The following is a 26,317-nucleotide window of genomic DNA, read 5'->3' as shown; positions in this document are numbered from 1 at the left end:
TCCTTCTGGTACCAGTACGTCATCGCGTTGCCGCGCGGGTCGACGACGTAGTCGAGGTTCCAGCGGTAGGCCTGGTTGCAGACGGCATCCGCGAAGGTGGCGTTGTAGCAGGGCTCACCCGGGTGGTTGCCGTAGACCGGAACGTTCCAGGTGGAGTTCGTGACCGGCTTGCCCGCCGCCCAGCCGTTCAGCTTGTTCAGGCCGAAGTAGAACTGGACGCCCTGGGGGTTGGTGAACCGCCAGTGGTCGCCTTCCTTGTCCCCGTTGTCGGCACCCGTCAGCTGCTCGATCTTCGAGCCGTCGTCCTTGGCGGGACGCCACTTCTTGGTGGTGTCGTCGAGGACGAGGGCGGTGGAGCCACCATTGAGGGACATGGTGACCATGGGTGCGCCGTGGCAGAGGTCGCCGGTGTCGTCCTTCGGGTTGTTGAACCCGGAGCCCTCGCGCTTGTCCTGGCTGCACGGGACGTAACCGCGCTCGATGTAGTTCGAGGCAAGGTCCCAGCCGTCACCCACCCACGACGTCTGCTGAGCGGAGGCGTTCGTGCGGCCGTCGATGTTCGCGCTCGAATAGCCGAGGGACAGCGACGGGCTCGGACCACCCAGCGAAGCCGGGATGTCCAGCGGGTAGGACCAGGAGAAGTCACCCGCGGAGCCACCGGCCTGCCAAGAGCCCGAAGCGCTCAGCGAGGTGGCCTTGAAGGAGCCGTTGGCGCCCTGGGCGCCCGGAGCGGCCGCCAGGGTCATGCCACCCGAGGAGGCGGGGGAAGCGAACGCCGACTTCAGCGCCTTGCCGGGAGCCTGCGGAGCGGGCTTGGCGGGGGCTTCGAAGGTGGCGACCAGCTTGCCGGTCTCGTAGTTGTTCTGCGTGGTGACGGGGAAGCTGCCCTGGCAGTCGGGATGCTTCGGGGTCGTCAGGGCGCAGGAGGGGATGGCGGTGAAGCGGAGGCGCGATCCCCAGCTGCCGCCGTAGGCGTTCTTGAACGCCTTGTAGTCCAGCTCCACCGACACCGGCGCGGCAGTCTTGCCCGCATCGGTGCGGGCCACGTTCAAGAACACGTTGCCCGGACGCCCGGCACGCTTCGCCGCCGTCTGGTCGAGGAGGTCGACCTTCACCTTCACACCCGTCGCGGGCGCCGCCGGGGCCTTCGCAGCCAGCGAGGACTTCGACTTCGCCGCCGCCGGAACCGTCGCCGGAGCAACAGCCGCGACCGACACCGGGAGCTTGCCCGCCTTGACCGGCTTCCCGGCCAGACCGGCGTCCTTCACGGCCTGGCCGAACGCACCCGCCGTGGCCGACTTCAGCGCCGTCTTCGGCGCCACCGGAGCGTCCGGCAGGGCTATTTCAGCCGTCCCGGCCGCCGGCCAGGCGATCTTCGGAGCGCCCTTCCACGCCTTCAGGTCGGACTCGGCAGGGCCCTTCGCGGGCTTGCCCTTCACGTCCTCACCGGTGACCTTCGTCAGCTTCTGCAGGCCCGGGAGCTTGGCACCCGAGGCCGCCGAGGCCTCGATCACCGTCATACCGCTCGCGAGCAGCGTCGTGGCCAGCAGTGGTATCGGCCACCGCCAGACACGCCTCATAGGCGCGCGCATAGCGCCCGCCTGGGTCCTTCTCAAAATCGAACACTCCCCCGTTGGGATCGGTGCGGCCGACGCTGTTCGGTCGGCCGTGATGCGGACTGAATTTAACAGCGGGGGGTGGGATCTGAGGTTGATTTGAGGGTGGGGCGATCGAGGGGGAATTCGGGCGTTCCGGCAGGTCCAGCCAGGTAAGCGGAGGGCTGTATTCGGAATTTTGCGTTCCGCTGAACATTTGATAAAGGGCCGGTTCCCGCGCCGCGCTTGTGTGGGATCGCCTCGAATTTGGGGGCTCCGAGGTGCTACAAATCAATCGAACATCTGTGACCTGTCTGTGAGTGGCTGAATGTCAGCCTCCACATAGAGGTTCAGTCGATACTTTTCGGCCAACCCCGCATGCGGGGTTGCCGGAACCCGACCCCTGAGGACTCAGTCAGTGAGACCCTTCACGACGCGTGAGCGCGTCGCGGGAGCACCGCCCTCGCGCAGGGCGCCCGTACTCACCGTGGCGACGGCGATGGCCGCCGCCCTGATCGGTGCGATACCGGTGGCGGAAGCGGCCGTGCCGGCCGTCGCCACCCAGGCCGCGGTGGCCGCGGCCGCCAAGGCGGCCAAGGCCGACAAGGCCAAGAGCAACGGCAAGAGCAAGGTCACCGAGGCGGAGGCGACCGCCAAGGCCACCGCCGAGGCGAAGCGGACCGGCAAGCGGGTCGAGATCGTCTCGCAGCGTTCGGAGACCGAGGAGGTCTGGGCGAACCCGAACGGGACGTTCACCTCCGAGCAGTCGCTGGTGCCCACCCGGGTGCGTCGGGGCGGTGCCTTCGTGCCGCTGGACACCACCCTGGTGAAGCAGAAGGACGGGCGGATCGTCCCCAAGGCGACCATCGCCGGGCTCAGCTTCTCCGGTGGCGGCAAGTCCCCCCTCGCCGTCATGCACCGGGACGGCCGGGACATCACGCTGACCTGGCCGAAGGCGCTGCCCGCGCCGGTCCTGGAGGGCGACAGCGCCACGTACCGGGAGGTGCTGAAGGGCGTCGACCTGCGGATCGCCGTCGAGGCCACCGGGTTCGTGCACCAGCTGGTGGTGAAGAACCGCGAGGCCGCAGCCAACCCGGAGCTCAACTCCATCGACTTCGGGCTCAAGGGCAACGGCCTGAAGGTCAGCAAGGACACCAACGGCGGGCTCAAGGCGGTCGACGCCACGGGCAAGCTGGTGTTCGGCTTCGGCAAGCCGCAGATGTGGGACTCGGGCGCCGATCAGCCCCCGGCTGCCGCCCCGGCGGCCAAGGCGGCCACCAAGAGCGCCAAGAGCCCGGCGAACAGCCCGTCCAAGTCGGTCGCGGGGGCCGACTCCGCGCGGGCCGCGGCCGGCGTCGCCGACCGGGTGCCCGCCGTCGACGGCATCTCGCTCGGCAGCCGTCAGGCCGACCTCGGGGTGCAGCTGAAGAACGACAAGCTGACGCTGGTCCCGGACCGCAAACTGCTCACCGGCGCCGACACCGACTTCCCGGTGGTCATCGACCCGGTGACCTGGGACTACTGGAAGTCCGCCTACACGCTCGCCTACAAGCACAACGCGATCGCGGGTTCGGCGAACACCAACTACTGGAACGGCGGCACCCTCAGCAAGGAAGCCCGCGTCGGCTGCGCCAAGGACGCCGCTAAGGGCAACGCGGTCGTCTGCGCCAAGACCTTCTTCCAGGTGCCGATGGGCGGCCTGGCCGGCAAGCAGATCCTCGGCGCCGACCTGAGGATCCAGCAGAAGTCGGCCGGTTCGTGGAGCTGCAAGTCCGGTGACATCCAGGTCTGGGACACCGACAGCATCAACGGCTCCACCACCTGGAACAACCAGCCCGCCTGGAAGCGGATGGTCGACTCCTCCGGTCAGTCCTACGGTGGCCGCAACTGCCCCGGTGACAGCGACCTCATCGAGATGAAGGTGACCTCCGCGATCGCGGACGCCGCCCGCTGGAACTGGCCGGCCTGGACCTTCGGTCTGAAGTCCGCCAATGACGTGGTCGACGTCTCCTGGCGCAAGCTGAACCCGGACAGCGCTCGGATCTCCATCGAGTTCAACACCCCGCCGAACCCGGTGACGGACCGCTGGATGAACCCGTGGGTGCCCTGTGAGGGCGGTCAGATCGGCACCACCGACGAGGTCGTGCTGAACGCCTGGATCGGCGACCCGGACGACAACCTGCTCAGGGCCGAGTTCAACTGGTGGCGGGAGAACGACTACAACGGCACCATCCAGCGCCCGCAGGTGCAGGTCACCAGCGGCAACGTGGCGCAGCTGCGCATCCCGAAGTCGCAGCTCAACGGCGGTACCCGGTTCCGCTGGGACGTCCGCGGCCTGGACAACCACTCCGCGGGCTCCTGGGCCGGGCAGTGCGTCTTCGACCTCGACACCACGCGTCCCGCCTCGATGCCGGGGGTGAGCTCGCCGGAGTACCCGGCGAACAACCCGTCCAACCCCACCTACGCGCGGACCCCCGGCAACTTCACGTTCACGGCCAACGGCGTCGACGACGTCGTCAAGTACGACTGGTTCACCTCCGGCGACCCGACCGTGCGCTCCGTGAACGCGAGCCACACCGGTGGGCCGGCGACCCTGCAGTACACGCCGACCGCCGCCGGTCCGCACACCCTGTACGTGCGGAGCCTGGACGCGGCGGGCAACCGCTCGGACACCACGGCGTACCAGTACTACGCCAAGCGCCCGCCGGTGCCGGACGAGCACGGTGACACCAACGGTGACGGCAACGCCGACATCTGGAGCGTGGACCCGGGCGACGGTTCGCTGTGGTTCGTCCCGGGCAAGGGCGGTGCCGCCTTCGGCGTGCCGCGCAAGACCGCCCAGGGCAACTTCACCAACGCCAAGTCGCTGACCCAGTGGGGCAGCTGGGACGCGGACGGCTACGAGGACCTGATCGTCCTGCGTCCGTCCCCCGGCGACCCGACCGTCAACGAGCTGTTCTCGTACCGCAGCACCGGTGACGGCGGCCTGGACCTGGTCGACGGACACGCCATCGAGCTGACCGCCCGCTTCCCGGCGGACAACCGCTGGAAGAACGCCGAGCAGGTCGTGGCGATCTCCAGCGTCAACGACGACATCGCGGCCGACACGGGCGTCGGCGACGGCAAGATCGACCGCAACGACTCGCCCGACCTGCTGATCAAGTCCGGCAACGAGCTCTGGCTGTACTTCGGCACCCCGACCGGTCTGATCACCCCCCGCGGCCTGGACCCGGTCCGGCTCGGGAACCTCGACTGGGAGAACATCACCCTGGCGGCCCCCGGTGACCTCAACGGTGACGGGCTCCCCGAGGTCTGGGCCCGTGACAAGGTCAGCGGCAAGATCCACCAGTACACCAGCAAGAAGAGCACCGACACCACGGCCAAGCACGCGCTGGACCTGTCCGTGTACACGGACACCGCCGTGCGCGACGGCTCCATCGGCACCGGCTACACCGCCGCCGCCTATCCGCACCTGACCAGCGTCGGCGACTTCGAGAAGGACGGCTTCGCCGACCTGTACTCGCGGGACAACAACGGTGTGATCCGGGAGATCCCGGGACGTACGCTGACCAACGGCTCGGTGTTCGCGCCGGCCCGTCAGGTCGCCACCAGCGGCACCCCGTGGACCACCTGCGAGAACATCCCCTCCTCGGTCTCGGGCACGCACCAGCTGTGCGGTCCGATCCTGTCGAAGTTCAAGGCCAAGGGCGGCGCCAACTGGGTCAAGCCCTCCGGCAACGTCACGGACACCCCGGACGGCGGCAAGTACGTCCACTTCCGCGCGGCCGGCGTGGGCCACGACCACGTGTCCATCTACTGGCACCCGAGCACCGGTGCCTGGGTGGTCATGAACGGCATCCGCGAGAAGTGGATGAGCCTGGGCGCCCAGAACGGCTTCCTGGGCTACCCGACCTCCGACGAGGACAACACCTTCGACGAGGTGGGCTGGTTCTCCACCTTCACCGGTTCCGGCGGCAACGGTGCCATCTACTGGCACCCGAACACCGGCGGCCAGTCGATCCACGGCACCATCTACGCGAAGTACCTGGCGCTGGGCGGTCCGTCCTTCCTGGGCTACCCGAGCACCGACGAGACCAACAACGCGGACGGGATCGGCCGCTTCAACCACTTCCGCCGGTCCGTCGACACCTCCGACACCGCGTCCATCTACTGGACCACGTACAACTACCAGGCCTGGTCGGTGCGCGGTTCGATCCGCAACAAGTGGGTCTCGCTGGGGGCCGAGAAGAGCTTCCTGGGCTACCCGCAGTCCGACGAGTACGACATCCTCGGCGGACCCCGCGAGGACTTCCGGGGCGGCTACATCCGCCACAACGCCCACACCGGCAACAGCGTCGAGCACAAGTTCGACGACAAGAGCACCAACCTGCGGACCTCGCTGACCGGTGACTTCAACGCCGACGGCCGCTCCGACCTCGCCACCGTGTACGACTTCGGCGGCGACATGACCACCATCTACACCCAGAACGGCACCGCGGACGGCAAGTTCACCGAGCCGAAGATGGTGTTCAACAGCGGCTGGTGGAACTGGCGTTACAGCCAGTCCAGCTGGGTGGTCGGCGACTACAACGGCGACGGCCGCGACGACCTGGCCGCGCTGTACGACTACACCAACGGCCAGAACGCCATGTTCTCCTTCATCACCAAGGCGGACGGCACCTTCGAGCAGCTCAAGAGCGCGGCCTCGCCGGCCGGCAGCTGGGAGCCGAGCAAGGCCAAGCTGGTGGCCGGTGACTTCAACGGCGACAAGCGCGACGACGTGGCGTTCTTCTACGACCACGGCGGCTCCACCGGTGCCCACACCTTCATCTCGAAGGCGGACGGCTCCTTCAACGCCTCGTTCGGCAGCTGGCGCTCCGCGCAGAACGCCTGGTACTGGAACGAGTCCACCCAGGTCGCCGGTGACTTCAACGGCGACGGCCGGGACGACATCGTGGCGGTCTACGGCTTCGGCTACGGCACCGTCACCGCGTACACCCTGCTGAGCAAGCCGGACGGCGGCTTCAACGCCCCGTTGGCCTCCTGGACCCGCTCGCCGGGCAACTGGGAGTACAACAAGAGCCGGTTCACCGCCGGCGACTACAACGGGGACGGCCGCGCCGACCTCGCGATCATGTACGACTACACCGAGGGCCGCGGTGCGCTGTTCACCCTGCTCGGGAAGCCCGACGGCGGGGTCGCCGAGGACTTCATGAGCTGGACCACCACGCACGGCTCCTGGTACGCCCACGAGGCCGGTCCGCCGCTGTCCGCCGACGCGGACAACGACGGCCGGGACGACATCACCGTGGTCTACAACCACGGCGACGGCGCGGTTTCCGCCAGCGTCTTCAAGGGCAAGGCCGACGGCGGGTTCGAGAACCCGCTGAAGGCCTGGCAGTCGAGCCCCGGCACCTTCTAGTCGGGCCGTCCGGCCGCAGTGAGTGAAAGAAGCCCCCGCCCGGTTCGCCCGGGCGGGGGCTTCCTCGTCGTACCGGGGAGGTCAGTCCTTGATCTCGCAGATGACCGCGCCCGAGGTGACGGAGGCGCCGACCTCGGCCGCCAGGCCGACGACGGTGCCGGCCCGGTGGGCGTTCAGCGGCTGCTCCATCTTCATGGCCTCCAGGACCACGATCAGCTCGCCCTCGGCGACCTGCTGGCCCTCCTCCACCGCGACCTTGACGATGGTGCCCTGCATCGGGGACGCGAGGGTGTCGCCGGAAGCGGCCGGGCCGGACTTCTTGGCGGCGCGCCGCTTGGGCTTGGCACCGCCGGCGGCGGCCGTACGGGCCAGGGTCATGCCCAGCGAGGAGGGCAGGGAGACCTCCAGGCGCTTGCCGCCGACCTCGACGACCACGGTCTCGCGGCCCGGCTCGTCCTCCACGTCCTCGGCCGCGGGAGCGGCGAAGGCGGGGATCTCGTTCACGAACTCGGTCTCGATCCAGCGGGTGTGGACCGTGAACGGGCTGCCGTCCAGCGGGCCGAACGCCGGGTCGGCGACCACCGCGCGGTGGAACGGGATGGCCGTGGCCATGCCCTCCACCTCGAACTCGGCGAGCGCGCGGGCGGCCCGCTGGAGGGCCTGCTCGCGGGTGGCGCCGGTGACGATCAGCTTGGCCAGCAGCGAGTCCCAGGCGGGGCCGATGACCGAGCCCGACTCCACGCCGGCGTCCAGGCGGACGCCCGGGCCGGTCGGCGGGGCGAAACGGGTGACGGTGCCGGGGGCGGGCAGGAAGTTGCGGCCCGGGTCCTCGCCGTTGATGCGGAACTCGAAGGAGTGGCCGCGCATCGGCGGGTCGTCGTAGCCGAGCTCCTCCCCGTCGGCGATCCGGAACATCTCGCGGACCAGGTCGATGCCGGTGACCTCCTCGGTGACCGGGTGCTCGACCTGGAGGCGGGTGTTGACCTCAAGGAAGGAGATGGTGCCGTCGACGCCCACCAGGAACTCGACGGTGCCCGCGCCGACGTAGCCGGCCTCCTTCAGGATGGCCTTGGACGCCGCGTACAGCTCGGCGTTCTGGGCCTCCGACAGGAACGGGGCAGGGGCCTCCTCGACCAGCTTCTGGTGCCGGCGCTGGAGCGAGCAGTCACGGGTGGACACGACCACCACGTTGCCGTGGGAGTCGGCCAGGCACTGGGTCTCCACGTGCCGCGGCTTGTCCAGGTAGCGCTCGACGAAGCACTCGCCGCGCCCGAAGGCGGCGACGGCCTCGCGGACCGCGGAGTCGTAGAGCTCGGGGACCTCTTCGAGGTTCCGGGCGACCTTGAGTCCGCGTCCGCCACCGCCGAAGGCGGCCTTGATGGCGATGGGCAGGCCGTGCTCCTTGGCGAAGGCCACGACCTCGTCCGCGCCGGACACCGGGTCTGGGGTTCCGGCCACCAGCGGGGCGCCGGCCCGCTGGGCGATGTGCCGGGCGGCGACCTTGTCACCCAGGTCGCGGATGGCCTGCGGCGGCGGGCCGATCCAGGTCAGGCCCGCGTCGAGGACCGCCTGCGCGAATTCGGCGTTCTCGGAGAGGAAGCCGTATCCGGGATGGATGGCGTCCGCACCGGAATCGGCTGCGGCCTGCAGGACCTTCGCGATGTCCAGGTAGCTGGCGGCCGGGGTGTCACCGCCCAACGCGAAGGCCTCGTCGGCCGCGCGGACGTGCAGAGCGTCCCGGTCCGGATCGGCGTACACGGCTACGCTCGCGATCCCGGCGTCCCGGCAGGCCCGGGCAACGCGGACAGCGATTTCGCCTCGGTTGGCGATAAGCACCTTGCGCACGATGGCTCCCTCCTTTGAAACAAGCTGAGTTTAGGGACAGCCGACACGGGCTTTCGACCCGTCTCCAGAGGTGAGCTTGCCCACACAGAGCGTTATTCGAGGCCGGTTCGAGTTCCGAGAACCCTTGTGGCGCCCCAGGTCGGGGGCATCCCCACCGGCACACTAGCCCTGTCGTGTGGTCAAGGTCTCTGTGCGCACGCGCATCGGCCCTCGACGATTCTTTGTGGGGTCCCTACGAACGCCCCGATCATTCTTTGCCTGCGTACAGACCCTTGTCCCGTGGTTTACCCGTTAGTAGCCTCCGTGCATGCTGCGCAGACTGGTGGCCGGAGCGGCCGCCCTCGTGCTCGTCGCGGAAGCGGCGCTCCTCGTCCTCGTCCACGTCGTGCTGGGCCGGACCACCGACAGTCAGTCGATGTCGATCGCCGGCAGCGATCCGGATGTCATGTCTAAGGCAACCTACGCCCTGGGAGCCGGGATGGGGGCGTTCTTGATCTTCTGCGCCGTCCTGCTCGCCGTGGCGGCCGTCCGGGACCGGGCCCCCGGCAAGGTGCCGAGGATGGTCCTGGTCGGTGCCGCCGTCACCCACATCGTCCTGGGCGCCCTGGTGGTCGGCCTGGTCGGCTGGACCGCCTTCGCCGCCCTGATGGTGATCCTGTGCCTGCTGGTGCTGAGCCTGGTGCTCTACCCGGCCGCCCGGGCGCCCAAGGGGCCGCAGGCCGTCCCCGCCCCGGTCACGCCCACAAGTCCGTGATGGACACGCCCAGTTCCCCCAGCAGCGAGCGCAGCAGCGGCAGCGAGAGCCCGATCACGTTCCCGTGGTCCCCGTCGATCCCGTCGACGAACGGGGCGGACAGGCCGTCCAGGGTGAACGCCCCGGCCACGTGCAGCGGCTCCCCGCTCGCCACGTACGCCGCGACCTCCGCATCCGTCGGCTCCCCGAACCGGACCGTGGTGGAGGCCGTCGCCGACACCTGACGGCCCGACGCCGCGTCCACCACGCAATGTCCCGTCCGCAGGACTCCGGCCCGCCCGCGCATCGCCTTCCAGCGGGCCGTGGCCTCCTCCGCGTCGGCCGGCTTGCCCAGCGCCTCCCCGTGCAGCTCCAGCACCGAATCGCAGCCGATCACCAGCGCCCCGGCGGCCTCCGGCAGCCCGGACACCACGGCCGCCTTGGCCTCGGCCAGCGCCAGCGCCAGCTCGGAGGGGCTGTCCGCCGTCACCGAGTCCTCGTCGAAGTGGCTGACGATCACATGCGGGGTCAGCCCCGCCTGCCGCAGCAGGTTGAGCCGGGCGGGGGACGCGGAGGCGAGGATCAGGGCGCGCGGTTCGGCAGTCATGCTCGCCATCGTAGGGGGGCCTCGGGGGCCGCAGGGGCCCCGCGGGCGGCCTCAGAAGCCGCCCACGCCCAGCACGTAGACCAGCACCAGCATCGCCACGGCGAGGATCACGGTCAGCCGGCGCACCATCGCCTGAGCCTCGCGCATGTCCTCGGGCGGCTCGTTCTCGGGATCGGACCACAGCATGCCCCCGATCCTGCCCGCGGACCCGGGGGCGGCGCCTGAGTACGGGTACTCAACCGCCGCCCCGGACCGTCCGGCCGACGCCCGGTCAGCCGGGCCAGTACGTACGGGCCCAGGCCCGCGGCCCCGGCCGCGGCAGCCGGCCGCGCGCCACCCCGGCCGGATCCGACCACCGTCCGGGACCGCCCGGCGCGCCCGGCGGGGCCGCTGCCAGCGCCGCCGCGCGCACTTGGACCACCGCCAGTGCGGCGGCCAGCTCCTCCGGGGTCGGGTTCCCCTTGACTACCTTGATCACCGAAGACCTCCCTGGGCCCTGGACGGGACGTGCTAGAGGGGGATGTTCCCGTGCTTCTTCGGCGGCAGCGACTCCCGCTTGGTCCGCAGCTGCCGCAGCCCCTTCACGATGTGTGCCCGGGTCTCGGAGGGCAGTACCACCGCGTCCACGTAGCCGCGCTCGGCCGCCGTGTACGGGTTCAGCAGGGTGTCCTCGTACTCGGCGATCAGCCGGGCCCGGGTCTCCTCGGCCTCCCCGGCGGCCTCCGCCTCCGCGATGGCCCGCCGGTGCAGGATGTTCACCGCGCCCTGCGCGCCCATCACCGCGATCTGCGCGGTCGGCCAGGCCAGGTTCAGGTCCGCACCCAGGTGCTTGGAGCCCATCACGTCGTACGCCCCGCCGAAGGCCTTGCGGGTGATCACGGTGATCAGCGGGACGGTGGCCTCGGCGTAGGCGTAGATCAGCTTGGCGCCGCGCCGGATGATGCCGCCGTACTCCTGGTCCACGCCCGGCAGGAAGCCCGGCACGTCCACGAAGGTCAGCACCGGCACGTTGAAGGCGTCGCAGGTCCGCACGAACCGGGCGGCCTTCTCCGAGGCGTCGATGTCCAGACAGCCGGCGAACTGCATCGGCTGGTTGGCGACGATCCCCACCGGGTGGCCCTCGACCCGGCCGAAACCGGTCAGGATATTCGGCGCGAAAAGGGCCTGGGTCTCCAGGAACTCGCCCTCGTCCAGGACGTGTTCCAGCACCCGGTGCATGTCGTACGGCTGGTTCGCGCTGTCCGGGATCAGTACGTCCAGCTCCCGGTCGGTGTCCGAGACCTCGGTGTCGGCCTCCTCGGGGAAGGCCGGCGGCTCCGACAGGTTGTTCGAGGGGAGGTAGGAGAGGAGGGACTTGACGTACTCGATGGCGTCCTTCTCGTCACCCGCCAGATGGTGCGCCACGCCCGAGGTGGTGTTGTGGGTGCGGGCCCCGCCGAGCTCCTCGAAGCCCACGTCCTCGCCGGTCACCGTCTTGATGACGTCCGGCCCGGTGATGAACATGTGCGAGGTCCGGTCGACCATCACCGTGAAGTCGGTGATCGCCGGGGAGTACACCGCGCCGCCCGCGCAGGGCCCGACCACCAGGCTGATCTGCGGGATCACCCCGGAGGCATGGGTGTTGCGGCGGAAGATCTCCCCGTACATGCCGAGGGCCATCACGCCCTCCTGGATCCGCGCGCCGCCCGAGTCGTTGATCCCGACCACCGGGCAGCCGGTCTTCAGCGCGAAGTCCATCACCTTCATGATCTTCTGGCCGTAGACCTCGCCGAGGGCCCCGCCGAACACCGTGAAGTCCTGCGAGAACACGGCCACCGGGCGGCCGTCCACGGTGCCGTAGCCGGTGACCACCCCGTCGCCGTAGGGTCGGGTCCTCTCCAGCCCGAAACTGTTCGAGCGGTGCCGGGCCAGCTCGTCGAGCTCGACGAAGGACCCCTCGTCGAGGAGCAGGCCCACCCGCTCACGAGCCGTCAGCTTGCCCTTGGCGTGCTGCTTCTCCACGGCCCGCGCCGAGCCGGCGTGCGTGGCCTTGTCGATCCGGCGCTTCAGATCCGCGATCTTGCCCGCGGTGGTGTGGATGTCGATCGGCTCTGAGGGTTGAGACATCGGGGTCGCGGCTCCCTGAGTGGTGTCCACTGCCTGGTCAATTGATCGGTCAATTGATTGACTACTGCTGGCTACTGGTGCGTAGCGTAGTGGCGGGCATGCCGCACGGCAGTGCGGCGTTTGACACACCTAATGTGGCTTGCATGACGCCATCAGATGCATCAGCAGGCGGCCGCTGGTCGAGCCTCGACCGGCCGCCGCTCTCCGCCGCCCCGCTGCGCCGCGCCCTGGTCACCGAGGGCGGCCTGTGGACCTCCCTGGAGGTCGTCGACTCCACCGGATCGACCAACACCGACCTCGCGGCCCGGGCCGGTGAGCTGGCGGAGGGCGCGGTCCTGGTCGCGGAGGAGCAGACCGCGGGCCGCGGCCGGCTGGACCGGGACTGGGTCGCTCCGGCCCGCTCCGGGCTGTTCTTCTCCGTGCTGCTGAAGCCGGTGGACGTGCCGGTGGAGCGCTGGTCCTGGCTGACCCTGCTGGCCGGGGTGGCCACCGCGACCGGGCTGTCCCGGGCCGCCGGGGTGGACACGGCACTCAAGTGGCCCAACGACCTGCTGGTGACCGTGGACGGCGCGGAGCGGAAGGCCGGCGGGATCCTGGCCGAGCGGGCGCCGGGCGCTCCCGGGGACGGCGGCTCGGCCGGCGGGATCGTCATCGGGATCGGTCTGAACGTCACGCTCACGGAGGACGAGCTGCCGGTGCCCTCGGCCGGCTCGCTGGCCCTGGCGAAGGCCGCGGTGACCGACCGGGAGCCGCTCCTGAAGGCCGTGCTGCGGTCCCTGGAGGACTGGTACGGGCGCTGGCGCGCGGCCGGCGGCGACCCGGCGGCCAGTGGCCTCCAGGAGACCTACGCGGCGGGCTGCGCCACCCTCGGCCGGCACGTCCGGGCGGAGCTGCCCGGCGGCCGGGAGCTGACCGGCACCGCGGAGGCGGTGGACGCGGACGGCCGGCTGGTGGTGCGGACGGCGGACGGGGTCCGGGAGGCGGTCGGCGCGGGCGACGTGATCCACCTGCGGTCGGTGCACTGACCCGTTCGGCGCACCCGGTGCTCCGGCGCTCCCGCCGGGGCGCCGGGGGAGCCGGGGCCCTTCCGGGGGGCACCGGAACAGGGGACGGCGAGTGAGCTACGGCACACCTGCCGTATGGTTTAGGCGATCCCGGTGGTCTCGGTGATCTACCGGTTCGGCAGGGCATGGCGCACGGAATGACAGGAGGCGGCCCTTGACCGTCGACGACACAGGTTCCGGCGCGTCCGCTCCCCCCGGCCCTGTCACGCCCATCGGGCGTGACCAGCACACTCCGATGCACGAGGTGGACCACACGGCGCAGCCCACGGCGGATCCCCTGGCCATCCGGCTGGAGCAGCTGATCCTCGGCGCCGAGCGCCGCTACACCCCCTTCCAGGCGGCCCGCAGTGCCGGGGTGTCGATGGAGCTGGCCTCCCGGTTCTGGCGGGCCATGGGGTTCGCGGACATCGGGCAGGCGAAGGCGCTGACCGAGGCGGACGTGCTGGCGCTGCGCCGGCTGGCCGGTCTGGTGGAGGCGGGGCTGCTGAGCGAGCCGATGGCGGTGCAGGTGGCCCGGTCGACCGGGCAGACCACGGCCCGGCTGGCCGAGTGGCAGATCGACTCGTTCCTGGAGGGGCTGACGGAGCCGCCGGAGCCGGGGATGACCCGTACCGAGGTGACGTATCCGCTGGTGGAGCTGCTGCTGCCGGAGCTGGAGGAGTTCCTGGTCTACGTCTGGCGGCGGCAGCTGGCGGCGGCCACCGGCCGGGTGGTGCAGGCCGCGGACGACGAGGAGATGGTGGACCGCCGGCTGGCGGTGGGCTTCGCGGACCTGGTCGGGTTCACCCGGCTGACCCGGCGGCTGGAGGAGGAGGAGCTCGGCGAGCTGGTCGAGGCCTTCGAGACCACGGCCGCGGACCTGGTGGCGGCGCACGGCGGCCGGCTGATCAAGACGCTGGGCGACGAGGTGCTCTACTGCGCGGACGAGCCGGGGACGGCGGCGGAGATCGCGCTGCGGCTGATCGAGACCATGGAGGCGGATGCCTCGATGCCGGAGCTCCGGGTCGGGATCGCCTTCGGCACGGTGACGACCCGGATGGGCGACGTGTTCGGGACCACGGTGAACCTGGCCAGCCGGCTGACCTCGATAGCCCCGAAGGACGCGGTGCTGGTGGACGGGGCGCTGGCCGAGGAGCTGGGCCGGGCGGGTGACGCGCCGCTGTCGGAGAAGGAGGCGGAGGCGCGGGGCGCCGAGGAGCGGCCCTACCGGTTCGCGCTGCAGCCGATGTGGCAGCGGCCGGTGCGCGGGCTGGGTGTGGTGGAGCCCTGGCTGCTGACCCGCCGTACCTCTAAGATCCCCGGATGAGGGCACGGTAACGCTCGTTAACCTGCCCGTCGTCGGTCGGGAGGGAAGCGGTCATGAGCGGGTCTGCGGGTCAGCGGTTCGGGGAGTTCGTCGAGGTGCGCCGGCACGGTGACGACGGGGTCGTGGAGCTGGTGCTCGACCGGCCCAAGGCGATGAACGCGGTGTCCACGGAGATGGCCCGTTCGATCGGTACGGCCTGTGCGGCGCTGGCCGCGGACCCGTCCGCCCGGGTGGTGGTGCTGACCTCCACCCATGAGCGGGCCTTCTGCGTGGGGGCGGACCTCAAGGAGCGGAACTCGCTGTCGGACGCCGAGCTGGTGCGGCAGCGGCCCACCGCCCGGGGCGCCTACGGCGGGGTGCTGGAGCTGCCGATGCCGACGATCGCGGCGGTGCACGGGTTCGCGCTGGGCGGCGGCTTCGAGCTGGCGCTGGCCTGCGACGTGATCGTGGCGGACGAGTCGGCGGTGGTCGGGCTGCCGGAGGTGTCGGTCGGGGTGATCCCCGGCGGTGGCGGCACCCAGCTGCTGCCGCGCCGGGTGGGCGCCGCCCGGGCGGCCGAGCTGATCTTCACGGCCCGCCGGGTGGAGGCCGCGGAGGCCGCCGGGCTCGGGCTGGTGGACGTCCTGGTGCCGGCCGGCCGGGACCGGGAGGAGGCGCTGGAGCTGGCCGGGCGGATGGCGGTGAACTCCCCGGTGGGGCTGCGGGCGGCCAAGCGGGCGCTGCGGCTGGGGCACGGGATGGACCTGGCCGCCGGTCTGGAGATCGAGGACGCGGCCTGGCGGACGGTGGCCTTCTCCGGGGACCGGGCCGAGGGCGTGGCGGCGTTCAACGAGAAGCGGAAGCCGAACTGGCCGGGGGAGTAGCCGAGGCGCCCGCCCCCGCCGGTGGTATCAATCGATACCAAATCGGATAAAACCCCTAGTGTGGGGTGATGGGAGTCGACGGGCGGCTGCGAGCCGTGGTGGGCCTGGCTCAGGCCATGGCGGCGGCGCACACGCCGCAGGACAGTGTGCGGGCGGCGGCCCGGGGCGCGCGGACGGCCATGTACGGCTCGTTCGCGGCGATCTCGGCCTGGGAGCGGGAGCGGGGCCGGCTGCGGGTGCTGGTCAACGAGGGGGCGCGGCGGGCCGGTGAGGAGGAGTTCCCGGCCGACGAGTCCTATCCCGTGCACGACTTCCCGGAGATCACCGAGTTCCTGCACGAGCGCTGGGTGGGCGGCGGCGGCCCGCACGCCTGGGTGGAGAACGCGGCCGGCGGCCGGCCCGGTCGGCGCGGCGAGGCGCTCCGCCGGCGCGGCCGCGGCAGCTGTGTGGTCGCCCCGGTGGTGCTGAGCGGCCGGGCCTGGGGCGAGCTGTACGTGGCGCGGGACGCGGGACTGCCCGGGTTCGGCGCGGAGGACGCGGAGTTCGCGACGGTGCTGGCCGCCGTGGTGGCGGCCGGGCTGGCGCAGAACGAGCGGCTGGAGGAGGCCCGGCGGCTGGCCTTCACCGATCCGCTGACCGGGCTGGCGAACCGGCGGGCGGTGGACATGCGCCTCGACGAGGCGCTGGAGCGGCACCGGTCGGACGCGGCGCTGGTGGTCAGCCTGGTGGTCTGCGACCTGAACGGGCTGAAGAAGGTCAACGACACCCTCGGGCACGAGATGGGCGACCGGCTGCTGGAGCGGTTCGGGTCGGTGCTGAGCCTGTGCGGGGCGATATTGCCGGGCGCCCTGGCGGCCCGGCTGGGCGGGGACGAGTTCTGTCTGGTCTCGGTGGGCCCGTCGGCCGACGAGGTGGTGCGGGCGGCGGAGCTGCTGTGCGCCCGGGCCGGCGAGCTGGAGCTGGGGGAGGGGGTGGCCTGCGGGGTGGCCTCCACCGGGGACGAGATCGGGCCGGTGCGGTCCTCGCGGCGGCTGTTCCGGCTGGCGGACGCGGCCCAGTACAAGGCGAAGGCGGCGCGTGCGCCGAAACCGGTGGTGGCGGGGCGGGACACCGCGGTGGTGCCGCTGGCCGACGCCGCCCCGACCGGCTCGGCGGACCGCCGCCGGTTCCGCGGCCGCGGCTGAGGTCCGCCGGGCCGGTCGGGGGCGGCTCCCGAGGCCGGCCCCGATCACCTAGTGACATGTTGGGATTCAGTCCGTAGGGTGCTGAATATGGATATGCACACTGTCGTGGTGGGGACGTCCGGGACCACCGCCGAGGACGTCATCGCCGTGGCCCGCGGCAACGCACGGATCGAGCTGTCCGCCGAAGCCGTGGCGGCCCTCGGCCGGGCCCGCGCCATCGTGGACACGCTCGCCGCCAAGCCCGAACCCGTCTACGGGGTGTCCACCGGCTTCGGCGCCCTGGCCACCCGGCACATCTCCCCGGACCTGCGGGCCCAGCTCCAGCGCAACATCGTCCGCTCGCACGCGGCCGGCATGGGCCCCCGGGTCGAGCGCGAGGTCGTCCGCGCGCTGATGTTCCTCCGCCTCAAGACGGTGGCCTCCGGGCACACCGGCGTCCGCCCCGAGGTCGCCCAGACCATGGCCGACGTCCTCAACGCCGGGATCACCCCGGTGGTCCACGAGTACGGCTCCCTCGGCTGCTCCGGAGACCTCGCCCCGCTCTCGCACTGCGCCCTCACCCTGATGGGAGAGGGCGACGCCGAGGGCCCCGACGGCACCCTCCGCCCCGCCGGGGAGCTCCTCGCCGAACACGGGATCACCCCCGTCGAACTCCGCGAGAAGGAGGGCCTGGCCCTCCTCAACGGCACCGACGGCATGCTCGGCATGCTCTGCATGGCCCTCGCCGACCTGCGGATGCTCTACACCTCCGCCGACATCACCGCAGCCCTCTCGCTGGAGGCGCTGCTCGGCACCGACAAGGTGCTCGCCCCCGAACTGCACGCCATCCGCCCGCACCCCGGCCAGGGCGCCTCCGCCGCCAACATGGCCGCCGTGCTGAAGGACTCCGGACTCACCGGCCACTTCCAGCACGACGAGGCCCCCCGGGTCCAGGACGCCTACTCGGTGCGCTGCGCCCCGCAGGTGGCCGGCGCCGGCCGGGACACCCTCGCGCACGCAGCGCTGGTCGCCTCCCGCGAACTGGCCGCCGCCGTCGACAACCCGGTGGTGCTGCCCGACGGGCGGGTGGAGTCCAACGGCAACTTCCACGGCGCCCCGGTGGCGTACGTCCTGGACTTCCTCGCCATCGTCGCCGCCGACCTCGGCTCCATCGCCGAGCGCCGCACCGACCGGCTGCTCGACAAGAACCGCTCGCACGGGCTGCCGCCCTTCCTCGCCGACGACGCCGGCGTGGACTCCGGGCTGATGATCGCCCAGTACACCCAGGCCGCCCTGGTCAGCGAGATGAAGCGGCTGGCCGTCCCGGCCTCCGCCGACTCCATCCCCTCCTCCGCCATGCAGGAGGACCACGTCTCGATGGGCTGGTCCGCCGCCCGCAAGCTGCGCACCTCCATCGACAACTTGACCCGGATCGTCGCCATCGAGATGTACGCGGCCACCCGCGGCATCGAACTGCGCCACGGGCTGACCCCGGCCCCCGCCTCCCGGGCGGCCATCGACGCCGCCCGCGCGGCGGGTGTGGCGGGCCCCGGCCCGGACCGGTTCCTGGCCCCGGACCTGGCCGCCGCCGAGGAGTTCGTCCGCCGCGGCGGACTGGTCGAGGCGGTGGAGCGGGTCACCGGCCCGCTGGCCTGACCGGCCGCCCCGAGGACCCCGAACTGAAGGAGGGGCCGTCCCGCGCACGACGCGCGGGGCGGCCCCTCCTCTCCGTGTGCGGGCCCTCGGGTCCGGCCCTCGGGTCCGGGCGCTCAGGTCCGGCGCGAGCGGCGGGCCGAGAACACCACGAACCCGGCCCCGACCCCCAGAGAGGCCATCCCGCCGAAGACCAGCGGGGTGGTGTCCATCCCGCCGGTGTCGGCCAGCGCCAGCGGCCGGACCGAAGCGGAAGCGATGGACTGGGTGTCCCGGGTGCCCTGGACGCTCTGCGCGCCGTGGGATCCCTGGACACCCTGGGCTCCGAGGGCGCGCAGGGAGTCCCGGGGCGCGCCGGGGTGCTCCGGCGCGGTGGCATTGGCGGAAGGGACGAACCAGAGGGCGCCGAGGAGGGTGGTCGCCCCGAGGGCGGTGAGCAGCGGTCGACGTGCGGACACGGTTCGATCCCCCTTGTGGCAGCAGCGAATTGGCCGTGTGCGCCGATGCTAAGCAAAGGGGCGGGTCGTGGGGAAGTCGGGGTGGCCGCCAGCCTTACGCTCCGTCGTATGGAGACATCAGATACGGTCCGATACGTCCGCCTTCGTGTCGATCTGGTACTGGAGGTGTCCGATCCGGATGCACTCACCGGAGCGGCCCTCGACCACATCAGGACCGACGAGTTCATGCCCGACGAGGAGCGCGGCCACGCCGAGTCGGCCGTCCGCGAGGACGAAGCGGAAGCCCTGGCCTACCTGGTGGACCCCACCGACCTGGTCGCAGACATCCCCGGAGTGGACCTCGCCCAGGCATCCTGGAGCACCGAACCCGTCGAATACGACCCCGAGTCCCTGGAGTGGGACATGGACGAGGAAGATGGGGTATTCGAAGAAGAGGACGACAACGCCTGACAGTGGAGTGGCCCACATCCGGACGGGATGTGGAACCGATCCGGTGCTCGTGCGCGTTGTCTGATCAAGGCGGGGGGTGCGCCCCCTGCCTTGGGCCCGTCCCGGGCGGGCTCCCGGGCATCCGGCAACGATGGAGTGGCGTGTGAGGACGTTCAGCAAGGGACGGAAGAAGGGCCTGACGGCCGTCTCCCTCCTGCTCGGTGGCGTATTGGTGCTCTCGGCGTGCAGTGACGGCGACGACGGCGGTACCCCCAAGGGCAGCGGCGAGGCGACCGGCAAGTCCCAGGCGGACGTCGACGCGGCGGCCGCGAAGGACACCTCGCAGGCCCGAATAGCCATCGCGCCCAAGGACGGCGCCACCAACGTCGGACTCAACTCGGACACCAAGGTCACGGTGAGCGACGGCACCCTCACCAAGGTGGAGATGAAGTCCTCCGAGGGCACCGCGGTCGACGGGAAGATCTCCGCCGACGGCAAGAGCTGGAAGCCGTCCGCCAGCCTCAAGCGCTCCACCAAGTACGCGCTGTCGGCCACCGCCAAGGACTCCGAGGGCCGCGAGGCCCACGAGAACGCCTCCTTCACCACCGTCTCCCCGGAGAACAGCTTCATCGGCTCGTTCACCCCCGAGGACGGTCAGAAGGTCGGCGTCGGCATGCCGGTCTCGATCAACTTCAACAAGCCGATCAAGGACCGCAAGGCCGTCCAGTCGGCGATCACGGTCAGCTCCACCAGCGGCCAGGAGGTCGTCGGCCACTGGTTCAACTCCCAGCGGCTGGACTTCCGGCCCGAGGAGTACTGGGAGGCCAACTCCACCGTCACGCTGAAGATGAAGCTCGACGGGGTCGAGGGCGCGCCCGGAGTGGTCGGCGTCCAGGACCGCACCGCCACCTTCCACATCGGCCGCAGCCAGGTCTCGGTGGTCGACGCCAAGACCAAGAAGATGACCGTCAAGCGGGACGGACAGGTCGTCAGGACCATCCCGATCTCCGCCGGTTCCCCGGAGACCCCGACCTACAACGGTCAGATGGTGATCTCCGAGAAGTTCAAGGAGACCCGGATGAACGGCGCCACCGTCGGCTTCACGGACGACGACGGCAAGGGCGAGTACGACATCAAGGACGTCCCGCACGCCATGCGGCTGTCGACCTCCGGCACCTTCATCCACGGCAACTACTGGGGCAGCGACTCCATCTTCGGCAGCGTCAACACCAGCCACGGCTGCGTGGGTCTGAACGACGCCAAGGGCGCGGGCGACCCGGGCCAGCCGGCCGCCTGGTTCTTCGACAGCTCCCTCATCGGCGACGTGGTCACCGTGGTCAACTCCCCGGACAAGACCATCAAGCCGGACAACGGCCTCAACGGCTGGAACATGGACTGGGCCGACTGGCAGGCCGGCTCCGCCCTCTGATCCGAACGGCTCCCCCGACGGGGTTTCCCGGGCCCGCAAGGCCCGGGAAACCCCGTCGTGCGTTCCACCCGGCACGGCCTAGGGTCCTGCCATGACCTCGACCGCACCCGTGCCCACCCGCCCGCTGCCCGTCCCGCCCGGCGAGGACCAGGTGGACACCTGGTGGGCGGTGCTCACCGCCGCCGCCGCGGCCGACCTGCCCGGGGTCCCCGGCCCCAGCCGGACCGAGGTGGCCGGCCGGCTGCTGGTGCGGCCCGCCCGCGGCCGCCATCTGAACTGGACGGCCGGGGAACGGGACGACGAGGGGGTGGCCACCCTGATGCTCTTCGAGGACGGGGCCAACGACGGCACCGCCTCCCTCCAGGAGCTCACCGTCCGCCCCGACGCCCGCCGGCGCGGCGCCGGCACCGCCCTCTTCGCCCGGGTCCGCGCCGAACTCGCCGCGCGCGGCCGGAGCTCCGTCAGCGTCATGGTGGACCTCGGCGGCCCCGGCCAGGCCTTCGCCGAGTCCCTCGGCTTCGTCCCCGTCCTCCCGCTGACCTGGTACGTCCAGGAGGTGCCGGCCGTCCCGGAACCCGCCGCCGAGCCGCCCGCCGGCTACCACTGGGCGATCTGGGCGGGCGTGGTGCCCGACACCTGGGCGGACGCCGCGGCCGCCGCCCACGAGGCCATGGAGGACGCCCCCGGCGGGGACACCGACGAACGGGTGGTCGCCTGGGACGCGGACCGGCTCCGCGCCGCCGCCCGGCTGGTCCTGGACCGCGGCGGCCGGATCCTGACCGCGGCCGCGGTCACCGGCACCGGCGAGGTGGCCGCGTACACCGAACTGGTCCTGCCGGACCCGGACGCCACCCGCGCCCTCCAGTACGACACCGTGGTGCTCCCCGCCCACCGGGGCCGCGGCCTGGGACGCGCCGTGAAGCGCCGGATGCTCACCGAGGTCGCGGCCGGCTACCCGGGCCTGCGCACCATCGGCACCACCGTCGCCGACGGGAACACCCCCATGCGGACGGTCAACGAGGCGCTCGGCTACCGCCCGGAGCGCCGGGCCGCCCTCTACCAGCTCACCCTGTAGGGCTGCGGGGCTGCGGGGCTGTCGGGCCCCTGTGCGGGGCTCAGCCCGTGGACAGCCCGTCCCCGGCCCGCAGCCCGGCCGTGCCGGCCCGCCCCGGCGGCTCCGCCCGGTCCGGCTCCGGGACGCCCCAGGCGCCCAGCAGCCGCAGCGCGTCCGCCGAGGCCGAGCCCGGCTCCGCGTAGTAGGTGATCAGCGCCTGCTCCGGGTCGTCCATCAGCCGGAAGGTCTCGAAGGACAGCGACAGCTCCCCGACCAGCGGATGCCGCAGCAGCTTCACCCCGTGCGCCTTGTCGGCGACCGTGTGCGCCGCCCACAGCCGGCGGAACTCCTCGTTCTTCACCGACAGTTCGCCCACCAGGGAGGACAGCTGTGGATCGTCCGGATACAGGCCCGCGTACAGCCGCAGATTGCTGACCACCTCGCAGGCCCGGCAGTCCCAGTCCTGGTACAGCTCCGCCGTCGCCGGGTCCAGGAACATCAGCCGGACCAGGTTCCGCTCGGCCGCCGGCAGCGCCGCGAAGTCCCCGAACACCGCCCGCGCCATCCGGTTCCAGCCGATCACGTCCTGCCGGCGCCCCACGATGTACGCCGGGACCCCGTCCATCGCGTCCAGCAGGTGCAGCAGCTCCGGCCGCACCCGCTCCGGCCGGGGGCTCGGCCGGCGCCGGCCGCGCGCCTTCGGGCGGGCCAGATGCGTCAGGTGCGCCCGCTCCACCCCGTCCAGCCGCAGCGCCCGCGCGATCGCGTCCAGCACCTCCGCGGACACGTTCTGCCCGTGCCCCTGCTCCAGCCGGGTGTAGTACGCGACGGACACCCCGGCCAGCTGGGCCAGCTCCTCCCGGCGCAGCCCCGGCACCCGCCGGTGCCGCCCGTACTCCGGCAGCCCCACGTCCGCGGGCTGCAGCCGGGCCCGGCGGGACCTGAGGAATTCGCTGAGTTCGGCGCGCTGGTCAAGCTGGTCCATCAGCCCAGTATCGCCGGGCCGCCGGGCGCCGCGCCGGGCCCAGCCTGACCCTGCTGGGGATACGTTCGCCAGTCCTAGGCTGGACAGGGGGGTGGGTGACCGCCGCCGGACGGGGCATCGTTTCCCCCGGCGCCCCGTACCCCCCGAACAGCGCGTACGGGCCGCACACCCCCGTACGTCCGGACACGATCCGAGGAGCACCCCCATGTCCCAGGCCCCCACCCAGGCGCCCACCGAGGTCCCCGCCTACGCGGCCCCGGCCGCCAAGGCCCCGCTGGAGCGCACCACCGTCCCGCGCCGGCCGGTGGGCCCGCACGACGTCCTCATCGAGATCAAGTACGCGGGCATCTGCCACTCCGACATCCACCAGGCCCACGACGGCTGGGGCGAGGGCATCTTCCCGATGGTCCCCGGCCACGAGATCGCCGGCGTGGTCACCGAGACGGGCCCGGAGGTCACCCGCTTCGCGGTCGGCGACCGGGTCGGCGTCGGCTGCTTCGTCGACTCCTGCCGGGAGTGCGAGTACTGCCTCCAGGGCCTGGAGCAGCACTGCGTCCAGGGCATGACCGGCACCTACAACGCCGTCGACCGCAAGGGCGAGCCCACCTACGGCGGCTACTCCACCCACATCGTGGTGGACGAGAACTACACCCTCCGCATCCCCGACGGCCTCTCCCTGGACGTGGCCGCCCCGCTGCTGTGCGCCGGCATCACCCTCTACTCCCCGCTCAAGCGATGGGGGGCCGGCCCCGGCAAGAAGGTCGCGATCGTCGGCCTCGGCGGTCTCGGCCACATGGGCGTCAAGATCGCCGCGGCGCTGGGAGCCGAGGTCACCGTGCTGTCCCAGTCCCTGCGCAAGAAGGACGACGGGCTCGCGCTCGGCGCCGCCCACTACCACGCCACCAGCGACAAGGAGACCTTCACCGAGCTGGCCGGCCGCTTCGACCTGATCGTCTCCACCGTGTCCGCCCCGCTGGACCTGGGCGCCTACCTGGGCCTGCTGAAGGTGGGCGGCGCCCTGGTCAACGTCGGCGCCCCGGAGGAGCCCGTCTCCTTCAACCTGTTCGCGGTGATCGGCGGGAACAAGACCCTGGCCGGCTCGATGATCGGCGGGATCCCCGAGACCCAGGAGATGCTGGAGTTCTGCGCCGAGCACGGACTGGGCGCGGAGATCGAGCTGATCCGCGCCGACCAGATCAACGAGGCGTACGAGCGCGTCCAGAACAGCGACGTCCGCTACCGCTTCGTCATCGACACCGCCACCATCTGACCGCAACAAGCTCTTCATCCCGCGTGCATGGATTCCCGGGCGTCCCCGGGCGCAAGATCGGCGCACCACAGCCGCCCATCGCCGCCCTCACCGCCCGGGAGTCCGTCATGCCCAGCCGCCGCCGTTTCCTCACCGGGTCCGCGGCAGCGGCCGGGCTGGCCGCGCTCCCCCAGCTCACCGGGGCCGGGTCCGGGGCCGCGACCGCCGCCGCGAGCACCCGGGCCACCCCGGCGGCCCCGGCCGGATCCGCCGCCCCGCCCCACCTGGTCGTCGTCCTGGCCGACGACCTGGGCTACGGAGACCTCGGCGCGTACGGCCAGAAGCTGATCTCCACCCCACGGCTGGACCGGCTGGCCGCCGAAGGGCTCCGCTTCACCGACGCCTACGCGGCGGCCGCCGTCTGCGCCCCCTCCCGCGCTTCCCTGCTCACCGGACTGCACACCGGACACTCCGCGGTCCGCGCCAACCCCGGCAGCGGCGGCCAGGGCTCCCTGCGGGCCGGGGACACCACCTTCGCGGAGGTCCTGCGGGCCCGCGGCTACCGCACCGGCCTCTTCGGCAAATGGGGTTTCGGACCGGAGGCCGGCGGCCAGGACAGCCACCCCAACTCCCGGGGCTTCGAGCGGTTCTACGGCTACATCGACCACGGCCACGCGCACCAGTACCGGCCCGCCCGGCTCTGGCGCGACGGCGCCGAGGAAGCCGTACCGGCCGGGACCTACGCCCCCGACCTGATCCTCTCCGAGGCCCTGGAGTTCCTCGACGCGCACGCCGCCGGCCCCGACCCCCTCCTGCTGTTCCTCACCCCCACGCTGCCGCACGCCCCCTCCGACATCCCGGAGCTCGGCGACTACGCGAGCCGCTCCTGGAGCGCGCAGAACAAGGGGCACGCGGCCCAGATCACCCGGCTGGACACCCAGGTCGGCGCACTGGTGGACCGGCTGACCGCCCTCGGCGCCGCCGACCGCACGGTGGTCCTCTTCACCAGCGACAACGGTCCGCACGAGGAGGGCGGGGTCGACCCGGACCTGTTCGACGCCAACGGGCCGCTGCGCGGCTACAAGCGCAACCTCTACGAGGGCGGCGTCCGGGTCCCGCTGCTCGCCTGGGCCCCGGGCCGGATCGCCCCCGGCACCACCAGCGACCGCCCCACCCCGCTCTACGACCTGCTGCCCACCCTGGCCGAACTGGCCGGGGCCCCCGCCCCCGCGGACATCGACGGGCTCTCCGCCGTCCCGGTCCTCGACGGCGACCCCGCCCTCGCCCCCCGGCACCCGCACCTCTACTGGTACCGGGACGAGCAGGGGGTCACCGGTCGGGCCAACACCCAGGACGGCGGGCGGGCCACCCGGATCGCCGAGGCCGTCCGCAAGGACCACTGGAAGGCCGTCCGCTTCGCCCCCGCCCGGGACCGGACCGCCCCGGACGCCCAGTGGCGCTTCGAGCTCTACGACCTGGCCGCCGACCGCGGCGAGCAGCACGACCTGGCGGCCTCCCACCCGGCGGTGGTGGCCTCCCTCACCGCCCTGCTGCGGTCCTCCTGGTCGGACTCCTCGGCCCGCCGCCCCTGGGGCCTCACCACCACCGCCGACCCGGCCGCCGGCACCGTCACCACCACCCTCGGCAACTCCACGTCCCGGGCCTGGCCGGACGTACGGGTGGTGCTGCGCGCCCCGGCCGGCTGGACGGCCACCCCCACCACACCCGCCACGGCCGCCTCACTGGCCGCGGGGACGGTCCTGACGACCACCTGGCGGATCACCCCGCCCGCCGGGGCCGCCCCCGGCAGCACGGCGGTCCTCACCGCCGAGGCCGCCACCGGGTCCCTCACCTTCACCGCGCTCCGGCCCTGGACCGTGCTGCCGGCCCCGCCCACCCGGAACTCCCACCTGTCCGACCTGCCCTGGGTGTCCGCGGCCAACGGCTGGGGCCCGGTGGAGAAGGACCGGTCCAACGGCCGCAAGGAGGCGGGCGACGGCACCCCCATCTCCTTCGGCGGCACCGTCCACGCCAAGGGCCTGGGCGTCCACGCCCGCTCCGAGATCGTCTACCACCTGGGCGGCCGGGCCGGCCGCTTCACGGGCCTGGTGGGCATCGACGACTTCTCGAAGAACCAGTCCACGGCGGGCGCCACCCGCGCCCGGGTCATCGGCGACGGCCGCACCCTGCTGACCACCGGCACCCTCACCGCGGCCGGCGGCCCCGCCGCCTTCGACCTGGACGTCCGCGGGGTCCGCCTGCTCCACCTGGTGGTGGAGGACGCCAACGGCAACACCGCCTTCGACCACACCTCCTGGGCCCGCCCCCACATCACCGTCCCCTGACCGCCCCGGCG

19 protein-coding genes and 1 pseudogene are annotated in these 26,317 nt (G+C 72.0%); 12 read left to right on the top strand and 8 right to left on the bottom strand.

From position 1 onward, the window contains the following. Positions 1-1,580: pseudogene (locus ACZ50K_RS09845) on the bottom strand (RHS repeat protein); the annotation flags it as partial. 502 nt (positions 1,581-2,082) lie between these two features. On the opposite strand from ACZ50K_RS09845, the gene ACZ50K_RS09840 reads away from it, so the two are divergent. Beyond that, entirely contained in the window at positions 2,083-7,017 is a 4,935-nt protein-coding gene (locus ACZ50K_RS09840) for an FG-GAP-like repeat-containing protein (protein WP_468899844.1), read from the top strand. An 81-nt stretch (positions 7,018-7,098) separates the two neighbouring features. Here the strand turns inward: ACZ50K_RS09840 and ACZ50K_RS09835 are convergent, their stop codons facing one another. Next, a complete protein-coding gene (locus tag ACZ50K_RS09835) occupies positions 7,099-8,862 on the bottom strand; it encodes an acetyl/propionyl/methylcrotonyl-CoA carboxylase subunit alpha (RefSeq protein ID WP_468899841.1) in 1,764 nt (587 codons plus the stop codon). A gap of 307 nt (positions 8,863-9,169) precedes the next feature. On the opposite strand from ACZ50K_RS09835, the gene ACZ50K_RS09830 reads away from it, so the two are divergent. Continuing rightward, on the top strand, positions 9,170-9,616 hold the full coding sequence (locus tag ACZ50K_RS09830) for a hypothetical protein (RefSeq protein ID WP_468899839.1): 447 nt from the start codon (positions 9,170-9,172) through the stop codon (positions 9,614-9,616). On the opposite strand, the gene ACZ50K_RS09825 is transcribed toward ACZ50K_RS09830, so the two are convergent. From ACZ50K_RS09825 to ACZ50K_RS09810, 4 genes are all read right to left on the bottom strand, one after another. Continuing rightward, positions 9,597-10,202, bottom strand: a complete 606-nt coding sequence (locus ACZ50K_RS09825; RefSeq protein WP_468899837.1) for a nucleoside triphosphate pyrophosphatase — start codon at positions 10,200-10,202, stop codon at positions 9,597-9,599. The two genes, ACZ50K_RS09830 and ACZ50K_RS09825, sit on opposite strands and share 20 nt — an antisense overlap. A gap of 51 nt (positions 10,203-10,253) precedes the next feature. After that, a complete protein-coding gene (mmpB, locus tag ACZ50K_RS09820; RefSeq protein ID WP_468899834.1) occupies positions 10,254-10,388 on the bottom strand; it encodes a morphogenic membrane protein MmpB in 135 nt (44 codons plus the stop codon). Between the two features lie 85 nt (positions 10,389-10,473). Continuing rightward, entirely contained in the window at positions 10,474-10,680 is a 207-nt protein-coding gene (locus ACZ50K_RS09815) for an acyl-CoA carboxylase epsilon subunit (protein WP_468899831.1), read from the bottom strand. Between the two features lie 32 nt (positions 10,681-10,712). After that, a complete protein-coding gene (locus tag ACZ50K_RS09810) occupies positions 10,713-12,308 on the bottom strand; it encodes an acyl-CoA carboxylase subunit beta (RefSeq protein WP_468899828.1) in 1,596 nt (531 codons plus the stop codon). Between the two features lie 143 nt (positions 12,309-12,451). On the opposite strand from ACZ50K_RS09810, the gene ACZ50K_RS09805 reads away from it, so the two are divergent. The 5 genes from ACZ50K_RS09805 (at position 12,452) to hutH (ending at position 18,360) form a co-directional block, all read left to right on the top strand. Next, entirely contained in the window at positions 12,452-13,333 is an 882-nt protein-coding gene (locus ACZ50K_RS09805; RefSeq protein ID WP_468899825.1) for a biotin--[acetyl-CoA-carboxylase] ligase, read from the top strand. A gap of 193 nt (positions 13,334-13,526) precedes the next feature. Next, entirely contained in the window at positions 13,527-14,678 is a 1,152-nt protein-coding gene (locus tag ACZ50K_RS09800) for an adenylate/guanylate cyclase domain-containing protein (protein ID WP_468899822.1), read from the top strand. A gap of 53 nt (positions 14,679-14,731) precedes the next feature. Further along, on the top strand, positions 14,732-15,541 hold the full coding sequence (locus tag ACZ50K_RS09795; protein ID WP_468899819.1) for an enoyl-CoA hydratase/isomerase family protein: 810 nt from the start codon (positions 14,732-14,734) through the stop codon (positions 15,539-15,541). 68 nt (positions 15,542-15,609) lie between these two features. Beyond that, entirely contained in the window at positions 15,610-16,725 is a 1,116-nt protein-coding gene (locus ACZ50K_RS09790; protein WP_468899817.1) for a GGDEF domain-containing protein, read from the top strand. A 93-nt stretch (positions 16,726-16,818) separates the two neighbouring features. Further along, on the top strand, positions 16,819-18,360 hold the full coding sequence (hutH, locus tag ACZ50K_RS09785; RefSeq protein WP_468899929.1) for a histidine ammonia-lyase: 1,542 nt from the start codon (positions 16,819-16,821) through the stop codon (positions 18,358-18,360). 113 nt (positions 18,361-18,473) lie between these two features. On the opposite strand, the gene ACZ50K_RS09780 is transcribed toward hutH, so the two are convergent. Continuing rightward, positions 18,474-18,815 (bottom strand): hypothetical protein, encoded by a 342-nt coding sequence (locus tag ACZ50K_RS09780; protein ID WP_468899814.1) that lies wholly within the window; start codon positions 18,813-18,815, stop codon positions 18,474-18,476. Positions 18,816-18,923: 108 nt separating this feature from the next. On the opposite strand from ACZ50K_RS09780, the gene ACZ50K_RS09775 reads away from it, so the two are divergent. The 3 genes from ACZ50K_RS09775 (at position 18,924) to ACZ50K_RS09765 (ending at position 21,748) form a co-directional block, all read left to right on the top strand. After that, positions 18,924-19,265: a hypothetical protein gene (locus ACZ50K_RS09775; protein ID WP_468899811.1), complete on the top strand. Its 342-nt coding sequence runs from the start codon at positions 18,924-18,926 to the stop codon at positions 19,263-19,265. Positions 19,266-19,395: 130 nt separating this feature from the next. Further along, positions 19,396-20,673, top strand: a complete 1,278-nt coding sequence (locus ACZ50K_RS09770) for a L,D-transpeptidase (RefSeq protein ID WP_468899808.1) — start codon at positions 19,396-19,398, stop codon at positions 20,671-20,673. A 91-nt stretch (positions 20,674-20,764) separates the two neighbouring features. Next, positions 20,765-21,748, top strand: coding sequence for a GNAT family N-acetyltransferase (locus ACZ50K_RS09765; RefSeq protein ID WP_468899806.1), 984 nt, complete (start codon positions 20,765-20,767; stop codon positions 21,746-21,748). A gap of 40 nt (positions 21,749-21,788) precedes the next feature. On the opposite strand, the gene ACZ50K_RS09760 is transcribed toward ACZ50K_RS09765, so the two are convergent. Next, on the bottom strand, positions 21,789-22,712 hold the full coding sequence (locus ACZ50K_RS09760; RefSeq protein WP_468899803.1) for a helix-turn-helix transcriptional regulator: 924 nt from the start codon (positions 22,710-22,712) through the stop codon (positions 21,789-21,791). A gap of 205 nt (positions 22,713-22,917) precedes the next feature. On the opposite strand from ACZ50K_RS09760, the gene ACZ50K_RS09755 reads away from it, so the two are divergent. Next, positions 22,918-23,982: an NAD(P)-dependent alcohol dehydrogenase gene (locus ACZ50K_RS09755; protein WP_468899801.1), complete on the top strand. Its 1,065-nt coding sequence runs from the start codon at positions 22,918-22,920 to the stop codon at positions 23,980-23,982. Between the two features lie 107 nt (positions 23,983-24,089). Next, the gene (locus ACZ50K_RS09750) at positions 24,090-26,306 is read left to right on the top strand and encodes a sulfatase-like hydrolase/transferase (protein ID WP_468899798.1); all 2,217 of its coding nucleotides are present in this window, start codon (positions 24,090-24,092) and stop codon (positions 26,304-26,306) included. Positions 26,307-26,317: the final 11 nt, after the last annotated feature.

The sequence above is a fragment of the Streptomyces sp. NPDC033845 genome (assembly GCF_055576225.1).
Note: the sequence above shows the minus strand (reverse complement) of the source record. Positions and strands in the feature narration are given on the sequence as shown.

Excerpts from the sequence above, each read along its gene's own strand:
- ACZ50K_RS09795 (WP_468899819.1), top strand. The coding sequence starts at position 14,732 with ATGAGCGGGTCTGCGGGTCAGCGGTTCGGGGAGTTCGTCGAGGTGCGC.
- ACZ50K_RS09825 (WP_468899837.1), bottom strand. The coding sequence starts at position 10,202 with ATGACTGCCGAACCGCGCGCCCTGATCCTCGCCTCCGCGTCCCCCGCC.
- ACZ50K_RS09830 (WP_468899839.1), top strand. The coding sequence starts at position 9,170 with ATGCTGCGCAGACTGGTGGCCGGAGCGGCCGCCCTCGTGCTCGTCGCG.
- hutH (WP_468899929.1), top strand. The coding sequence starts at position 16,819 with ATGCACACTGTCGTGGTGGGGACGTCCGGGACCACCGCCGAGGACGTC.
- mmpB (WP_468899834.1), bottom strand. The coding sequence starts at position 10,388 with ATGCTGTGGTCCGATCCCGAGAACGAGCCGCCCGAGGACATGCGCGAG.
- ACZ50K_RS09755 (WP_468899801.1), top strand. The coding sequence starts at position 22,918 with ATGTCCCAGGCCCCCACCCAGGCGCCCACCGAGGTCCCCGCCTACGCG.
- ACZ50K_RS09750 (WP_468899798.1), top strand. The coding sequence starts at position 24,090 with ATGCCCAGCCGCCGCCGTTTCCTCACCGGGTCCGCGGCAGCGGCCGGG.
- ACZ50K_RS09810 (WP_468899828.1), bottom strand. The coding sequence starts at position 12,308 with ATGTCTCAACCCTCAGAGCCGATCGACATCCACACCACCGCGGGCAAG.
- ACZ50K_RS09770 (WP_468899808.1), top strand. The coding sequence starts at position 19,396 with ATGGAGTGGCGTGTGAGGACGTTCAGCAAGGGACGGAAGAAGGGCCTG.
- ACZ50K_RS09790 (WP_468899817.1), top strand. The coding sequence starts at position 15,610 with ATGGGAGTCGACGGGCGGCTGCGAGCCGTGGTGGGCCTGGCTCAGGCC.
- ACZ50K_RS09805 (WP_468899825.1), top strand. The coding sequence starts at position 12,452 with ATGACGCCATCAGATGCATCAGCAGGCGGCCGCTGGTCGAGCCTCGAC.
- ACZ50K_RS09765 (WP_468899806.1), top strand. The coding sequence starts at position 20,765 with ATGACCTCGACCGCACCCGTGCCCACCCGCCCGCTGCCCGTCCCGCCC.
- ACZ50K_RS09760 (WP_468899803.1), bottom strand. The coding sequence starts at position 22,712 with ATGGACCAGCTTGACCAGCGCGCCGAACTCAGCGAATTCCTCAGGTCC.
- ACZ50K_RS09775 (WP_468899811.1), top strand. The coding sequence starts at position 18,924 with ATGGAGACATCAGATACGGTCCGATACGTCCGCCTTCGTGTCGATCTG.